The sequence below is a fragment of the Staphylococcus massiliensis genome, assembly GCF_043186315.1.
GTDB lineage: Bacteria > Bacillota > Bacilli > Staphylococcales > Staphylococcaceae > Staphylococcus > Staphylococcus massiliensis.
On record NZ_CP171119.1, the window covers coordinates 99,880 to 115,908 of the forward strand.

General features: G+C 38.1%; 15 protein-coding genes. 6 read left to right on the plus strand and 9 right to left on the minus strand.

The features are described from left to right. Positions 1–164: 164 nt before the first annotated feature. From queC to ACF3N8_RS00430, 5 genes are all read left to right on the plus strand, one after another. Positions 165–833 carry a 7-cyano-7-deazaguanine synthase QueC gene (gene queC / locus ACF3N8_RS00410; protein ID WP_009383121.1) on the plus strand — a complete coding sequence of 223 codons (669 nt, stop codon included), beginning with the start codon at positions 165–167 and terminating at the stop codon, positions 831–833. Beyond that, positions 833–1,258 carry a 6-carboxytetrahydropterin synthase QueD gene (gene queD / locus ACF3N8_RS00415; protein ID WP_392450026.1) on the plus strand — a complete coding sequence of 142 codons (426 nt, stop codon included), beginning with the start codon at positions 833–835 and terminating at the stop codon, positions 1,256–1,258. Before queC ends, queD begins: the two co-directional genes overlap by 1 nt. Next, positions 1,251–1,964 carry a 7-carboxy-7-deazaguanine synthase QueE gene (queE, locus tag ACF3N8_RS00420; protein WP_238101083.1) on the plus strand — a complete coding sequence of 238 codons (714 nt, stop codon included), beginning with the start codon at positions 1,251–1,253 and terminating at the stop codon, positions 1,962–1,964. Before queD ends, queE begins: the two co-directional genes overlap by 8 nt. A gap of 160 nt (positions 1,965–2,124) precedes the next feature. After that, positions 2,125–2,658 carry a hypothetical protein gene (locus ACF3N8_RS00425; protein WP_142382102.1) on the plus strand — a complete coding sequence of 178 codons (534 nt, stop codon included), beginning with the start codon at positions 2,125–2,127 and terminating at the stop codon, positions 2,656–2,658. Between the two features lie 72 nt (positions 2,659–2,730). After that, entirely contained in the window at positions 2,731–2,985 is a 255-nt protein-coding gene (locus ACF3N8_RS00430) for a GlsB/YeaQ/YmgE family stress response membrane protein (RefSeq protein WP_009383125.1), read from the plus strand. A 1,298-nt stretch (positions 2,986–4,283) separates the two neighbouring features. On the opposite strand, the gene ACF3N8_RS00435 is transcribed toward ACF3N8_RS00430, so the two are convergent. The 7 genes from ACF3N8_RS00435 to pnuC all read right to left on the minus strand — a co-directional run bounded on the left by ACF3N8_RS00435 (position 4,284) and on the right by pnuC (position 12,910). Next, positions 4,284–5,273: a glycosyltransferase family 2 protein gene (locus ACF3N8_RS00435; RefSeq protein WP_238101084.1), complete on the minus strand. Its 990-nt coding sequence runs from the start codon at positions 5,271–5,273 to the stop codon at positions 4,284–4,286. A 362-nt stretch (positions 5,274–5,635) separates the two neighbouring features. Beyond that, the gene (locus tag ACF3N8_RS00440; protein WP_009383127.1) at positions 5,636–6,475 is read right to left on the minus strand and encodes an aldo/keto reductase; all 840 of its coding nucleotides are present in this window, start codon (positions 6,473–6,475) and stop codon (positions 5,636–5,638) included. 183 nt (positions 6,476–6,658) lie between these two features. Next, a complete protein-coding gene (locus ACF3N8_RS00445; protein WP_009383128.1) occupies positions 6,659–8,023 on the minus strand; it encodes a hemolysin family protein in 1,365 nt (454 codons plus the stop codon). A gap of 364 nt (positions 8,024–8,387) precedes the next feature. Beyond that, a complete protein-coding gene (locus tag ACF3N8_RS00450) occupies positions 8,388–10,310 on the minus strand; it encodes a fructose-specific PTS transporter subunit EIIC (RefSeq protein ID WP_392450030.1) in 1,923 nt (640 codons plus the stop codon). 13 nt (positions 10,311–10,323) lie between these two features. Beyond that, a complete protein-coding gene (gene pfkB, locus ACF3N8_RS00455) occupies positions 10,324–11,238 on the minus strand; it encodes a 1-phosphofructokinase (protein WP_238093858.1) in 915 nt (304 codons plus the stop codon). Further along, positions 11,238–11,993, minus strand: a complete 756-nt coding sequence (locus ACF3N8_RS00460; RefSeq protein ID WP_392450032.1) for a DeoR/GlpR family DNA-binding transcription regulator — start codon at positions 11,991–11,993, stop codon at positions 11,238–11,240. The genes pfkB and ACF3N8_RS00460 overlap by 1 nt, the downstream gene beginning before the upstream one ends. Positions 11,994–12,145: 152 nt before the next feature. After that, positions 12,146–12,910 carry a nicotinamide riboside transporter PnuC gene (gene pnuC / locus ACF3N8_RS00465; protein WP_238101086.1) on the minus strand — a complete coding sequence of 255 codons (765 nt, stop codon included), beginning with the start codon at positions 12,908–12,910 and terminating at the stop codon, positions 12,146–12,148. Positions 12,911–13,121: 211 nt separating this feature from the next. On the opposite strand from pnuC, the gene ACF3N8_RS00470 reads away from it, so the two are divergent. Beyond that, the gene (locus ACF3N8_RS00470) at positions 13,122–14,054 is read left to right on the plus strand and encodes a ketopantoate reductase family protein (protein WP_009383133.1); all 933 of its coding nucleotides are present in this window, start codon (positions 13,122–13,124) and stop codon (positions 14,052–14,054) included. Between the two features lie 400 nt (positions 14,055–14,454). Here the strand turns inward: ACF3N8_RS00470 and phnE (ACF3N8_RS00475) are convergent, their stop codons facing one another. Both phnE (ACF3N8_RS00475) and phnE (ACF3N8_RS00480) read right to left on the minus strand, forming a co-directional pair. Further along, positions 14,455–15,264 carry a phosphonate ABC transporter, permease protein PhnE gene (gene phnE / locus ACF3N8_RS00475; protein ID WP_238093863.1) on the minus strand — a complete coding sequence of 270 codons (810 nt, stop codon included), beginning with the start codon at positions 15,262–15,264 and terminating at the stop codon, positions 14,455–14,457. Then, positions 15,261–16,025: a phosphonate ABC transporter, permease protein PhnE gene (gene phnE / locus ACF3N8_RS00480; RefSeq protein ID WP_235044500.1), complete on the minus strand. Its 765-nt coding sequence runs from the start codon at positions 16,023–16,025 to the stop codon at positions 15,261–15,263. Before phnE (ACF3N8_RS00480) ends, phnE (ACF3N8_RS00475) begins: the two co-directional genes overlap by 4 nt. Between the last annotated feature and the right edge of the window lie 4 nt (positions 16,026–16,029).

Consider the following 16,029-nt stretch of genomic DNA (forward strand, 5'->3'; position numbering starts at 1 on the left):
ACGGACAAATAAATGATGAGAGGTTCCTAGCTCATACCCTCTATAAAAAACTAGACTTACATGATGACATGCATTCAACTCGTTTTTTATATATAGCCTGGGACTTTAAGTCTCAGGTTTTTTTATTTCATTTTTAAAAGATATGTAAAAAGGAGTCTGTTAAGATGACTAAAACTTTAAATAAAGATAGAGCGATCGTCGTATTTAGCGGTGGCCAAGATAGTACGACGTGCCTTTTCTATGCGAAACAAAAATATGAAGAAGTGATACTTGTAACATTTGAATATGGACAACGTCATGACAAGGAAATTGAAGTCGCGAAGGCGATTGCGAAAGAGCAAGGTTTAGAACATCACGTGTTAGATATGTCGTTATTATCTCAACTGACGCCTAATGCTCTGACGAACCATGATATGGATATCGAGACGAATGACGATGGGATGCCAAATACGTTCGTACCAGCACGTAATTTACTCTTCTTATCATTTGCAGGTGCGCTGAGTTATCAACTTGATGCGAAGACAATTATAACGGGCGTTTGTGAAACGGACTTCTCTGGCTATCCAGACTGCCGTGATGCATTTATTAAATCCATGAACGTGACGTTAAACTTATCAATGGACCAAAATTTCGTCATCGAAACGCCTTTAATGTGGTTAGATAAGAAGGAAACATGGGCGTTAAGTGATGAGCTTGGTGCACTAGATTACGTACGCAATAAGACGTTAACGTGCTACAACGGCGTTATTGGTGATGGTTGCGGCGAATGCCCTGCTTGTAAACTGAGACAACGCGGTTTAGAACAATATATAAATTCAAGAGGTGAAGCGTAATGTTTCAACAAATGTATCCGAGCACGAATCATCCGTATCAATTCGAGCTCAACAAAGACTTTAACTTCTCAAGCGCACACTATATTCCGAGCGAAGACGCAGGTAAATGTATGCGCACGCACGGTCACACATACTTCGTTAATTTAACGATTGCAGGCGATGAACTTGATGACACAGGCTTTCTTGTCAATTTCAGCGCGTTAAAAGCATTGGTACACGATCAATTCGACCACCAACTGTTAAACGATTTAGATATCTTCCACGGGAAAAGCCCTTCAACCGAAATGGTCGCAAAGACGATTTACGATATGGTTGCTGAATATTTACGTAAACGTCCGAACCAACCTAAGTGTGTACAAGTGTTTGTTAGAGAAACACCTACAAGCAACGTGATTTATCGACCAAAGGATGTTGAACATGGCTAAAATACCTGTACTCGAAATTTTCGGCCCTACGATCCAAGGCGAAGGACGCGTCATCGGTCGTAAAACAATGTTTGTAAGAACGAGTGGTTGTGACTTCCGTTGTAGTTGGTGCGATTCAAGTTTTACTTGGGACGGTTCAATGAAGGACGACGTACGCCTTATGACAGCTGAAGCGATTTATGATGAACTAAAAGCAATTGGCGGCGACTGTTTTAATCACGTTACGATTTCAGGCGGTAACCCTGCTTTAATTAAAGGTATTCAGGAACTTGTAGACCTTTTTGAGATGAAAGGAATTGAAACTGCGCTTGAAACTCAAGGTTCTAAATTCCAACCGTGGATGCGCCAAATTAACGACTTAACGATAAGCCCGAAACCACCTAGCAGCGGTATGGACCAAAACTTAGACATCCTTAAGGCAGTCATCGCGCAATGTAAGAAGGAAACCGTTAACCTTAAGGTAGTTATTTTCGAAGAGGATGACTATGAATACGCTAAAATGATTCACCATACTTTCCCAGTCATTCCGTTTTACTTACAAGTAGGTAACCCTTATTTAGAGGATGACGTTGATAACCATACGATGAAATTGCTTGAACGCTATGAAAACTTAATCGACCGCGTTATGAAAAGCGACGACATGAACAATGTGTATGTCTTACCACAGCTTCACACACTATTATGGAGCAACAAGAAAGGCGTCTAGCTCGAGGATAAAGTTTTTTATAAATATCATATAGTTTGATACACATATTAAATGCTTGTAAACACAACTACTGTTATAATAATACAATGAACAAATGAGATAGGAGCCGAAAATGATTGTAATCTTGATAATTAACATCTTAGTTGTGTGTTTTTCGCTAATGCTAGATTTGTGGATCCACCAATACCAACACTTCTACTTCAGTACAATCGTACTAGCGATTATGATAAATGCTTTAATCAATTTAGTTAGTTTAGGCACATTCGATTTTATTACAAATACGACCACATTAATGCTCATAGCATGGTTTATCGTGCAGAAATATGTGGAGATTCATACACATCGCTATGTTGTTAATCATCAAAAGTTTATTGCAGGCATACTTGCTATGATGTTTAGCCTGTCTTTACTCATCACTTTTCAAACAAGCGAAGATTCATACTATATGTCACTACCATATTTAGCACCAGCCATTTTTATATTCGGTGCCATTATTTTATTTCTTTCAAAAGCACCATCGAGATACAAAGTAGCTTTATACCAGAAACTTAAACAGCCCGCTTTCGTCGGAACAATTGTCATTATCCTATCATTTAGCATCATGACAATTTTAACACCGTTCTGGTTCGTATTCTTAATCATCCATGCACTCTTAATTACATACCTCCTTTGGCAAAAGACCTTTCAAATCTAACTAGGATTATGAATAAAAGGAATGGGTATATATTTTTAGATAGAAAAAATGGAAATTGTTAGGAGGGCCAACATGTTCGGATTTATCTTGATGCTCATTGTTGGTGGCTTAATCGGTTGGTTAGCTGGTGTTATCTTAGGAAAAGATATCCCTGGCGGAATCCTAGGTAACATTTTAGCTGGAATTGTAGGTTCAGCTATCGGCGCTAAGTTATTAGGTCACTGGGGTGAAATCGCTGGTATTCCCGTAATTCCAGCACTTATTGGTACAATCATTCTAATTGTCGTAGCGTCTTTTATTCTAAATCTTTTACGTGGAAAAAACTAAGCCTAATTGAACGAAGAAAGCACCCGCAACGTTGATACGTGAGATCAACATTGCGGGTGCTTTTATGTTTGTATAGATTTGTAGGTTTACGTGCGCGCGCCGGGGCTGGTGCTAGTGTTGTTACAGCCATGTGGTAATAGCACTTGGCTGTAAGGTTGGATTTAGAGCCAAGTGGTTGACTCACTTGGTTGTTATTTCGGTTTAAGAGCCATGTCGCGACCTCACTTGGCTCTTATTGCGGGTTTACAGCCATGTCGCGACTCCACTTGGCTCTTATCGCGGGTTTACAGCCATGTCGCGACTTCACTTGGCTCTTATCGCGGGTTTACAGCCATGTCGCGACTCCACTTGGCTCTTATCGCGGGTTTACAGCCATGTCGCGACTCCACTTGGCTCTTATCGCGGGTTTAAAGCCATGTCGCGACCTCACTTGGCTCTTATCGCGGGTTTACAGCCATGTCGCGACCTCACTTGGCTCTTATGGTGGTTTTACAGCCATGTCGCGACTCCACTTGGCTCTTATCGCGAGTTTACAGCCATGTCACGACTTCACTTGGCTCTTATTGCCGTTTTACAGCCATGTCGCGACCTCACTTGGCTCTTATTGCCGTTTTATAGCCATGTCGCGACTTCACTTGGCTCTTATTGCCGTTTTATAGCCATGTCGCGACTCCACTTGGTTCTTATTGCGGATTTACAGCCATGTCGCGACTCCACTTGGCTCTTACGTCGATTTCAGTAGACCATTCCGACGCTATTCGGCTTTTGCGTCGGTTTTACTCTTCCATTCCGACGCTAAAGCCTCGTTTAACAACTTGTCACTACTCCACTAATCGCTAACGCCTCGCTTGCCAACTTGTCACTACACCACTAGTCGCTAACGGCTCGCTTGCCAACTTGTCACAACTCCACTAGTTGCTAACAGCGCGCTTGCCAACTTGTCACTACACCACTAGTTGCTAACGGCTCGCTTGCCAACTTGTCACAACTCCACTAGTTGCTAACGCCTCGCTTGCCAACTTGTCACTACACCACTAGTCGCTAACGCCTCGCTTGCCAACTTGTCACTACACCACTAGTCGCTAACGGCTCGCTTGCCAACTTGTCGCGACTCCACTAGTTGCTAACGCCGCGCTTGCCAACTTGTCGCGACTCCACTAGTCGCTAAAGGCGCGCTTGCCAACTTGTCACAACTCCACTAGTTGCTAACGCCTCGCTTAACAGCTTGTGACAACCTCACAAGTCGCCAACAGCCCGCCCGACAACCAACACCTACTCGAACTTACTGAACCTCTACTCTAATTACGGATATTCGTTCGCACACTTCTCGCTTCACGATTGCGCTCCTCGTACTTCAGATTAGAAGCTTGCACAATATAAATCGGTCGTCGCTTAACCTCGTAATAAATCCTACCGATGTACTCACCAACTACACCGATCGAAATCAACTGAATACCGCCAATCAACAGAATAGCAGCAATCGTCGTAAAATAACCAGGCACATTTACGCCTCGCATCAACGTATGAATGAACAAATAAACCAAGTACAACATACTCAACCCAAATATCGAAAGTCCTAAATAAATCATCAAGCGGAGCGGTTTATTATTGAACGAAATCAAACCATCAATCGCATAGTTCAATAAATGCTTAAACGACCATTTCGACTCGCCCGCTTCACGCTCCACATTATCAAACTTAATCACTTTCGTATTATATCCGATCCACTCGAAAAGCCCTTTCGAAAAACGATTATACTCTTCAAGAGACGTTAGAGATTCAACTGCACGTTGACTAAGCAATCTAAAGTCACCGACACCATCTTCTAACTCAATATCTTCAACAAAGTAATTAATCAATTTATAGTACAATTGCGTTGTCTTCTTACGCGTATACTTTTCGCCATCACGATTACGCTTCGCGACAACTTGATCATAGCCTTCTTTATAATGTTTAATCATACCCGGAATTAACTCGGGTGGATGTTGTAAATCCGCATCAATCATTACAACAGCATCACAGTCGACACTATGTTGAAACCCAGCAAACATCGCAGCTTCTTTACCAAAATTTCGGCTAAACGAGATAAACTTCACATGTTCATCCATCGCTGCTTCCTTTTGAATCAGCGCAATCGTCTCATCGTGACTACCATCATCAACGAATAATAAATCATATTCATAATTTTGCGTTTGGCTATCTTGTGCCAAAACTTCACTTAAACGTGAGTATGTTTGTAAAAATGTTTCTTTCTCATTATAACAAGGCACAATAATTCTAACCTTCATGTCTACACCTTCATTCTCCTTCTAAAACGTTGAAATAATGCCCTATCATGACGTCACAAAATAATTTTATATTTATATGTAAATTGCATAAGTATGAGTTTGAGCCTTATTAATTTCCCTATTTTTATGATAATTATTTATAGATTAACAATTACAAAGCGGAATTTCCAAACAAACCTATTTCTTTTACAGATTTGTAATCTTCCAGTAAACTTCCATTTCTTTTTTGAAAAGCCCTAGACATAAAACACCTCATGATGATCCATTTAAAAAGCTTAACCGCCTGTACCACAAAGCAATCAAAATAACTAAAAAAGGATAAAAGTCCTGACTCATAGAACTTTTATCCTTAACGTAAAATCTTATTTTAAATCGCCAATACTAATTTTATCTGGGTCTTTTCCTTGGCGGATATCTTTATTTAAATTATCAATACGTTCGATGTCCGCTTCTTCTAATGAGAAGTTAAAAATGTTGATGTTTTCTTCGATACGTTCTTTCGTCTTAGACTTTGGAATAACAAGACGTCCGTGTTCAATATGCCAACGTAGAACGACTTGAGCTGGCGTTTTACCATATTTTTCAGCAAGTTCAACGATGACCTCATCGTCTAATAAACCTCTGTTTCGCATGATTGGCATCCAAGCTTGTACTGCGATATCGTTTTGATCACAGTAGTCTTGTGTTTCTTGTTGATTGAAGTATGGATGACATTCGATTTGGTTAACTTGCGGAATAATTTCAGTTTGTTCAATTAGCTTATCTAAATGATGTGGCTTAAAGTTAGCTACACCAATTGATTTGGCTTTTCCTTCACCACAAAGATGTTCTAAGGCTTTATAAGTTTCAATGTACTTACCGTTCTTTTCACAAGGCCAATGAACTAAGATGAGATCAACGTAATCCATACCAAGATTGTCTAATGATTTGTTGAAATATGTTAGCGTGCTATCGTAACCTTGATAATCATTCCAAATCTTAGTTGTGATGAACACCTCATCACGTTGAACACCTAAATCTTTAAGCGCTTGACCAAGTTCTTTCTCGTTATCATACATAAAAGCCGTGTCGAATAGACGATAACCAGCTTCTAAAGCACTCTTAATTGAATCATACATATCTTCTTCAGTAATTTTATAGACACCTAAACCAACTTTAGGAATGTGTTTACCGTTATTTAGTATATGAATCGAATCGTTCATCGATTCTCGCCCCTTTCTTAACTTCTCTAACATCACTTTATATTATAAAACTGTAATGAAGGGCTTTCAAATATTGTAAACTATGAACTTTATCGTTGCCGAAGTAACAAGTTTCTCATCACACTCATTAAAAAAAGCTAGGTGATAGTCGATATAGCGACTTAACCCTAGCTCTAAGCGATATTATTTTTCTTCTTTAGTTTCCTCTTGCTCGTCTTCCAATTCATCATCAACGGACTTACGCTCGTGATGTTGTTCGAACCTTAAGATGACGTTAAGAATCGTGTGATTTTCGATTTCTGAAACAATCCAACGGTCGAAGTACGTATCGACAAAGTCGTCTTGTTGTAAATCGGTATTGTGTGCTTGAAGCCAACCACCAATCGTATCTATATCTTCAGAATCATCAAATTCGATATCGAATTTCTCTTCTAAATCATCTAATAATACACGTCCATTAATCTGATATGTTTTATCATTTAATTGGACGATGTCGTTCACTTCATCACTATCAAATTCATCTCGAATTTCACCGACAATTTCTTCTAAGATATCTTCCATTGTTAAAATACCAGCAGTACCGCCATACTCATCAATGATTAAACTGATATGGACATGTTCACGTTGCATTCTAACAAGTGCTTCACGAATCATTGTCGTCTCAGAAATAGTCGGTAAGTCATGAATGTAATCTGAAATATTTAATTTCTCACCAGAAGCATAATCTGTTAAGAACTCTTTAACGTTAATAAAACCTTTGATATGGTCTTTGTCACCATCTTCCGTAATTGGGTAACGCGTAAAATGGTGTTCATTAACAGTCTCAAGTAATTCATCTACATTAAAAGGTTCATTTAATGCGACTACTTGTGTTCTTGGTACCATAATATCTTTTGCGTGACGCTCATCGAATGAGAAGATATTCTCCATATAAGCAAGCTCTGCTTGGTTAATTTCTCCGCCACGGTAACTTTGTTTCATAATAATTTTGATTTCTTCTTCAGACATCGCATCATCACCAGCGTTTGGATCTGCACCAAAGAGACGAATAATTTGTCGTGCTGAACCATTCATTAACCAAATTAGCGGTTTCATTAAAACGCCAAAGTAATACAACGGTCTTGAATATAATAATGCGATACGTTCAGTATACTGAATCGCGAATGACTTAGGTGCAAGTTCCCCTAAAACCACGTGCAAATATGTCACAATTATAAAAGCAACAACTAGTGATAATGTTGTTATAATCGCTTGTGGAACATGTAAAAATTCGAAAAGAGGATGTAAAATCTTTTCAAAAACAGGTTCACCTAGCCAACCTAAACCAAGTGACGTTACAGTAATACCTAGCTGACAAGCTGATAAATAATAGTCTAAATCTCTAACCATTTTCTTAACAACAAAAGCACTTCTGTTACCTTCTGACACAAGTTGATCAATACGTGATTCTCTTACTTTTACCAAAGCGAATTCAGAACCAACGAAGACTGTAGTTAATGCGATTAATAAGAAAAATACTATTAAGTTGATTATGGTCGTAATTTCCAATTAGTTCCCTATTTCTAGGGTTTCACCTCCAACAATAATAATGCCGCCAAAGTCGAATTTGGCAGACGCGTTTAATAAATCATTCGTTTTTAAATAGTGCTTAGTGCCTAAATCCTTCCCATGGCGACACCTCCAGACAAAAAATAGTTAGTTACATTTTATATTATCATTTTCGTTTTACCTAAACAATCATTTTGAGAATTTCTCAGATGACTCTTGAGTTTATACCCAATTTTATAATCCTATAACTTCATTTTATAAAACTCGTTCAAATTAAGGTTATGGGATGCTCAATATCTCAAAATTAAAAATAAAAAAACACTGCCGAAGACCTATGTATACATTCGACAGTGAAAAACATATATTAATTATCCATATTTTTTGATGAATTTATTTCTAAGCTAGTTAGCTTTGGCTTTAAGATGCCATAAATAATTGCTCCTACAAGCGAACCAATTACGATTGCTAATAGGGTTTGAAACGCATGAGAAAAATCCGTTCCAAATATAACAAAGATACCACCATGTGGAGCCGCAATATTTGAACCTAATCCTAAAGCAATACCACCAGCGACCCCTGAACCTACCATCATAGATGGTATGACGCGCAATGGATCTGCAGCAGCAAAAGGTATTGCACCTTCTGTGATAAAAGAGAGCCCCATGACATAGTTAGGTATTATTGATCCTCTTTGAGCTTTAGTATATTTACCTTTGAATAGTAACATTGAAGTTGCAAGTGCAATAGGTGGCACCATACCACCGACCATTGCCGCTGTGATAGGAGCAGCATTACCACTTTCTAATGCAGCTATCGAGAATACATACGCTGCTTTATTAAATGGTCCACCCATATCAATTGCCATCATAGCACCGAGTACGATTCCTAAAATAATAATATTAGCACCAGCTAACCCATTTAATAACCCTTGGAGTTGATCATTTAACCAAGCCGCAGGTGGGTTAATTGCATAAATCATTAATAACCCTGTAATTGTTACCGTTAAAAGTGGATAAATTAATGTAGGTTTTAATCCTTCAAGCATGTGAGGTAGGTTGCGACATAATTTCTTTATACTTTGAGTTAAGTAACCAGCTAAAAAACCAGCTAATATAGCCCCGATAAACCCTGAGCCACCACTAGTAGCTAACATACCACCAACTAATCCTGCTGCAAAGCCAGGTTTATCTGCTATACTACGAGCAATAAAACCAGCTAATATTGGAATTATTAGTTGAAAAGCACTATTTTTACCAATTTCCCATAAATTAGCAGCGAAAGCATTATACTGACTATGTTTAGGATCAAAAGCATTTTCACCAAACATGAAAACGATAGCCATTAAAATACCACCAGCTATTACGAGTGGTAACATGTTAGAAACACCGTTCATGAGGTGCTTGTAAATTGTCTTACCTATGCCTAACTTCTCATCGTTATATTTTGAAGAACTTGATTGATTTTGCTTAGCTTTATATGGTTGACGATTTTGATCCTGGGCTATTTCTATAAGTTCATGTGGCCTCTTGATCCCATCTGAGACAGGTACCTCAACTAAATTTTTACCATCGAATCGTTCAATATCAACTTTAACATCCGCCGCTACGATAACGCCTAAAGCCTTATCAATATCCTCGTTCGTTAATTTGTTTTTAACGCCACTCGAGCCATTCGTTTCAACTTTTAAATCTACATTCATCTTTTCAGCTTCTTGTAATAAAGCATCCTTGGCCATATATGTATGAGCAATTCCTGTTGGACAAGCTGTAACGGCCACAATAAACGGCTTTTCTTGTTTAGAATCACTTTGAGATTCTGATACTACATTATTATCGCTTTCTTCTCTTCGAAAAATCTCGATGACTTCGTCTTTGCTAGTCGCAGACAATAAAGCTTGTTTAAAATTGTCTTTCATTAACAATCCTGATAATTTTGCTAAAGCATCTAAATGCGTTTGGGCACCATTTTCAGGTGCTGCTATCATGAAAAACAAATGAGCAGGTTGACCATCTAAACTATCAAAATCAATACCTTTTTCACTTTTGCAAAAGGATATAGACGGTTTTTCTACGACGTCCACTTTGGCATGTGGTATCGCAATTCCATCTCCTACACCAGTAGTACTTTGTTGCTCACGTTTAAGTATCGCTTGTTTAAACTTTTCAACATCAGATATTTTATTGGCCTCTTTAAGCTGGTTCACTAGGTATGTTATTACACCATCTTTGTCAACACAATCTACATTAAGCGACACGGTGTCTTTAGTTAGTAAGTCTGTAATTTTCATTGGTAGTCACTCCTTAGTCTAAAAAATTTATATTAATATCATTTATAAGCGATTCTATTTTTGTTCCAGTGGCTAAATCCTTGCTAAAAGCAGTCGCACTTCCTGATGCAATAGCTAATTTAAATGACGTTTTAATACCTTTTTTATTAGCTATACCAGCTATCATACCTGCTACGGTACTATCTCCAGCACCAATAGTATTAACTACACTACCTTTAGGTACTGTAGCTTTTAATATATAATCGTTATCTAGGTAAATAGCACCATCTGCACCAAGCGATACAATAATTGAACGTGCTCCTTTTTCAATAAGTTTACGCCCGTACTTAATCACCTCTTCTTCAGAACTGATGGAAGTATTAAAAATTTCTTCTAGTTCATTTAAGTTAGGTTTAATCAATAATGGTTGATATTCTAATGTAGATAATAAAAGGTCTTTTTCAGCATCGACGACTAAATTTGCGCATTTGTTTTTAACGATTTTAGCGATATCTGAATAAACATTCTTTGATAGTGAAGGCGGCACGCTACCTGAAACTATAACGATGTCTCCCTTATTAATTTGATTTATTTCATCACAAAGCGCTTTAAAGTCTTCATTTGATACAAATGGGCCAGAAGCATTTATTTCAGTTTCCTTAATTCCTTTTAATTTAACGTTTATACGTGAATCTTGTTCAAGTTCTACAAAATTAGTGGAGATTCCTTCTTCTTTTAGAACTTTTTTAATAAAACTCCCAGTAAAACCGCCAATAAACCCATAAGCAACGGATTTCACTCCTAAGCTATTAAGTATGCGAGAAACATTTATGCCCTTGCCCCCAGCAAATTTATAAGTATTTTGGGATCGATTTAGACTGCCTTCCTTAAAATCAGACGTCTCCATAACGTAATCTACAGACGGATTGAAAGTTATTGTATATATCATCACTCTACTCCTACAAATTTATATTTTTGATTATAGTGGCTAAAGTTAGGTAACTTTTGTGCTTTTTTAGAAGTAATCACATATGAATTTGACTTTAAATTTACATGAGCAAAATGTACATCATTATATTTAGAATGATCTACTAGAATATAGTGTTGGAATCCAAGTTCTATTGCAGTGCTTTTAATAAGCGCTTCTTTGTCATCAGGAGTGGTAAAACCATTGTCGTAATCAAAACCGTTCATCCCTAGAAAAACCTTGCTAAATCGATACTTACGTAATGTATCAACCGCTCGATCACCTATAGTAGCGAGCGTTGTGTGTTTTACCTCGCCACCTAGCAAAAACGTTTTAATGCCTTTTTGGGTTAAGGCTTCTACATGCGTAACTCCATTGGTTACTACTACTACATCCTTGGCATTTATACATGAAATCATTTCATATGTAGTCGTACCAGCATCAATAAATATAAAGTCCCCATCTTGTATTTGTTCAGCAGCTAATTTTCCTATATCAGTTTTCTCATCTGTATTAAGCGTTTTTTTATCAAACATAGATAATTCAGGGCGTTTAGGTTTAGTAAGCATAGCCCCGCCGTGGACTCGTTTAAGCACGCCTTGTTGTTGCAGTTGTGAGAGATCTCTTCGTATAGTCGATTCGCTAACGCCAACACTTTTAACTAAGGATTGTAATGATACTATTTCGCTTTTATTTAGTTCCTGTACAATCAATTCATATCTTTTCTCAGATAACATGTTTATTACCTCACTTCAATTTAAGTTTAATGTATACGCTTACATAATTCAATCATTTTCTTTCATTTTCATTCAAATTCAATCAAAGTTATAAATTTCTATAGAAAAACTCCATAGTTACTTCACTACAGAGATAACTACGGAGTTTATTTTTAAGCGATTTGTCGCTTTTCGTTGCGGTGCCATTGGATGTAACCATAAATACTATTGATTAAGAACGCAAGCCACATCACAATCATTGATACTGAACCGAGCGAAACGTCTCCAGTATTCAGGCTGTCGCTGAGCGCTTGCCACCATAAGATGATAGAGATGATATTGACGAAGATCCAGAATAGCCATTGTTCTTTGTAACGAAGCGTCATCAAGATTTGACCTACTATTGAGAGTGCTGTTGATGCACCGTCTACGTACGCGTGCTCTGCGTAAAAGGCACCTGATAAATTCTGTAACAATACAACAAGTAACGCGTACACAACGCCAGTACCGATTATTGTGAGTGCCCACGTTTTAACATTTAAACCTCTCGAATCTACTTCTTTAACTTTAGTATCTTCAGCATTTGGATCGTGTGACATGTTCTTAATCCAAAAATAGATTCCTATAAATTGGAAGATACCGAAGACAATCTGCATGCCTACTTCTCCCATGAAGTGTTGTTTAAAGCTCAAGTAACCATATGTACTCACTTGGATAAGTCCAAAGAAGAACGTGGACAGACGCCCTTTTGCTGCCATGAAGACAGTAATTACGCCCGAAACACTCGCGATTAAGTTTAACCATCCATCTAATGAAATACGCTTTTCCTCACCTACAAATAATGGAAAGAAGAAAATCAAACATTGTAGACAAATAAACACCCCGAAAAACCACTTTTCATATGTTGAAAAGCCCTTAAAGTCTTTAACGATAAACATACATTCCACTCCTTACTCGCCGCATTTAATTTCATTATACAACGACCCTTCATGAAAAGTTATAAAATTTCAAAATTATTTTATAGCGAAGAGGGGTATTCTGAATTTTCTGTAAATACGTTTACTTTTGTGCTCAACTTTTCTAAAATTGAAATTAATAGCAAACTATGTGCAATTTACATTTAAAACAATCAAATTGGGAGGAATTTATATGAGAATTGCGATAGCTGGTTCAGGTGCGCTGGGTTCAGGCTTTGGCGCAAATATGTTCAAGAATGGGTATGATGTAACGTTAATCGACGGGTGGCAAGAACACGTTAATGCGATTAAAAGACATGGCTTGAATGTTGAAATGAACGATGTGCCTTTTCAAGTGGAGATACCGGTACATCACTATGACCAATTGAAAGACGTTAAACCCTTCGATGTCATCTTCTTCTTCACGAAATCGATGTACTTAGAGGAAATGTTGGAGAAAGTGAAACATTTAATTCATGACCAAACCGTACTTGTAAGCACAATGAACGGCTTAAACCATGAACGTGTGATGTCGAATTATGTAGATGACACACGCATCTTAAGAGGTGTAACGACATGGACTGCAAGCATTAAAGCCCCCGGTGAAACGGTGTTCTTAGGACAAGGCCCTGTCGAAATTGGCGCTATCGTAGACGGCGCTGAAACACATGCAAAGGCTATTGAAACGATATTGCAGCGTTCGAACTTAAATCCGCTTCTGCAAACAAATATTCATGCGTCGATATGGAAGAAAATTTGTATCAACGCAACTGTAAATACGTTAGGCACGCTACTCGATGCTAATTTAATGACACTTAAAAAGGCCAACCACATGGATGACCTGTTAGAGCAAATTATTCATGAAATTAGCGACGTGGCTGAGATTGATAATGTTTCGCTAGACGTCCCAGAAATGGTCGCTTATCTACATGATGTGATGGAGAAAGTTGGTCCTCATTATCCATCTATGCATCAAGATTTAGTCGTTAAAAACCGACTAACTGAAATTGATTATATCAATGGTGAAGTAGCGAATATTGCACGTCGTCACGGTATTCCTGCACCGTGTAACACGTTTATCACACATCTCATACATGCCAAAGAATCTATTATGGACGCTAAATAACAATTAAAGAGGTTGGATCCTTTTGAAAGTAAAATAAAGCACGTTAGCTTTATTTATGATAATTCCTTAAAACAGCTGACTCCTAGGGGTGAGGCCCCGGCACAGTTTAATGAACAAAGAAGCTAAAAACTTCTTTGTAAGTTCAACCATCGAATTGAAAATTCGGGTTGAGCTTTATATGTAAGCCGGGGCTTAAGCGTGGTACAAAGAAGCATTAGCTTCTTTGTAAGTACAACTAGCGAATTAAAATTCGAGTTGTACTTTACAGGAAAGCATGCTGTATAAGGAATTTATAATAAGGATCCAACCTCTTTTTCTATATTCAATTGCTTCTAAATAAAAATGTTTAGTCACTTCATTCAATTGCGTAGCCTGCTTTAAAGGCCTTTTCAAAAATGGATTAAACGAGTTTCTTACGGATCTTACCTGAGATAATATCGACGATTAAGACCATAATTACAAGACCAATTAAGATGATACCTACGCGGCTCCATTCACGTGTTTGTAACGCGAAGATAAGTGGTGTACCGATACCGCCAGCTCCGATTAAGCCTAAGATCGATGCTGAACGTAGGTTTAATTCAAAGCGGTACAGGACTAGCGATAAGTAGGATGGTAGGATTTGCGGTACGACCGAGAACATTAATGTTTTAATCTTATTGGCACCACTAGCCTTTAAGGACTCAGTTGGGCTTAAATCTAAGTTTTCGATGTCTTCTGCGAACAATTTACCCATCATACCGATCGAGTGAATGCCGAGTGCGAGCACACCTGAGAATGAACCTGGCCCTACTGCTTTAATGAAGATGATCGCCATCACGATTTCAGGGAACACACGCACGATACTTAAGATAAATTTACTAAAACCAGATACTGCTTTCACGCGAACCATGTTGTTTGCGGCTAAGAACGCAATAGGAATGCAGAAAATGGCTGATAAGAATGTACTGATTACGGCGATGGCGAAGGTTTCAAGTAAGCCTCTCAGTAAGTCTTCGCCTTCAGGGATGTAAATGTAATCAGTGTCTGGATGAATAAGTCCATCAAAGATAGACATCATAATTGCTTGTGATTTCTCTTTAATTTCAAAGCTCGGGATGCTTGTAAAAGCCCAAATTAACAATAAAAATACAACTAAGCTAAAGATCCATTTGAAGAGACTTGCTTTTGGCTTTTCAGGATAAGTGGTCGTTTTATTATCTTTAATCATATTAAACGTTCCCTCACTTTCTGACTCACGATATCAATAATTACAACGATAATGAGTGTAAATAAGATAATTGTCATTGTCTTTTGATATTGGAATAAGCCGAGCGTATGATCATAGAAGAGACCAATACCACCTGCACCAACTAAACCGAGTACGGCAGCGGCACGAATATTGATTTCGAAAGCGTAAAGCACGTATGACATATAAGATGCGATGGCTTGAGGTACAACCCCAAACGCGATCCACTTAATTTTATTTGCGCCAACTGCTTTCATGGCTTCTAACGGACCATTGTCGATACCTTCAAGTGATTCATACATTAATTTAGAAATGACGCTAATTGTTAAAATGATAAGTGCTAAGATACCAGGAATTTGTCCGATACCGAATATCGCTACGAATATCGCAGCTAGTAGTAAATCTGGAATTGTACGCACGATGTTTAAAATAAATCGTGCTGGAATTGAAATAAATGATGATTGCGTGATATTTGTCGCACAAAGTAGCGAAATCGGTATTGATAGAATCGCCCCGATAAATGTTCCTACGACTGCCATACGTACCGTTTCAATCATCGGTTCGAATATTTCGCTAAAGTAGCCCCAGTTTGGTGGGAACATGTCTTGTACTAAAGCCACCATTTGAGGCACACCGTATAATAAGTCACCGACGCTAAACCCTGTGAAGATAAAACTCCATACTACAAGGGCTAAAACGACAACGACACTTAACCATCTTTTAATCGGAGGTGTGGTTTTCATATAT

What these genes read in the sequence shown, in the direction of transcription:
- queC (WP_009383121.1), top strand. Translation starts at nt 165, where the DNA reads ATGACTAAAACTTTAAATAAAGATAGAGCGATCGTCGTATTTAGCGGT.
- queD (WP_392450026.1), top strand. Translation starts at nt 833, where the DNA reads ATGTTTCAACAAATGTATCCGAGCACGAATCATCCGTATCAATTCGAG.
- queE (WP_238101083.1), top strand. Translation starts at nt 1,251, where the DNA reads ATGGCTAAAATACCTGTACTCGAAATTTTCGGCCCTACGATCCAAGGC.
- ACF3N8_RS00425 (WP_142382102.1), top strand. Translation starts at nt 2,125, where the DNA reads ATGCTAGATTTGTGGATCCACCAATACCAACACTTCTACTTCAGTACA.
- ACF3N8_RS00430 (WP_009383125.1), top strand. Translation starts at nt 2,731, where the DNA reads ATGTTCGGATTTATCTTGATGCTCATTGTTGGTGGCTTAATCGGTTGG.
- ACF3N8_RS00435 (WP_238101084.1), bottom strand. Translation starts at nt 5,273, where the DNA reads ATGAAGGTTAGAATTATTGTGCCTTGTTATAATGAGAAAGAAACATTT.
- ACF3N8_RS00440 (WP_009383127.1), bottom strand. Translation starts at nt 6,475, where the DNA reads ATGAACGATTCGATTCATATACTAAATAACGGTAAACACATTCCTAAA.
- ACF3N8_RS00450 (WP_392450030.1), bottom strand. Translation starts at nt 10,310, where the DNA reads ATGAAAATTACAGACTTACTAACTAAAGACACCGTGTCGCTTAATGTA.
- pfkB (WP_238093858.1), bottom strand. Translation starts at nt 11,238, where the DNA reads ATGATATATACAATAACTTTCAATCCGTCTGTAGATTACGTTATGGAG.
- ACF3N8_RS00460 (WP_392450032.1), bottom strand. Translation starts at nt 11,993, where the DNA reads ATGTTATCTGAGAAAAGATATGAATTGATTGTACAGGAACTAAATAAA.
- pnuC (WP_238101086.1), bottom strand. Translation starts at nt 12,910, where the DNA reads ATGTTTATCGTTAAAGACTTTAAGGGCTTTTCAACATATGAAAAGTGG.
- ACF3N8_RS00470 (WP_009383133.1), top strand. Translation starts at nt 13,122, where the DNA reads ATGAGAATTGCGATAGCTGGTTCAGGTGCGCTGGGTTCAGGCTTTGGC.
- phnE (WP_238093863.1), bottom strand. Translation starts at nt 15,264, where the DNA reads ATGATTAAAGATAATAAAACGACCACTTATCCTGAAAAGCCAAAAGCA.
- phnE (WP_235044500.1), bottom strand. Translation starts at nt 16,025, where the DNA reads ATGAAAACCACACCTCCGATTAAAAGATGGTTAAGTGTCGTTGTCGTT.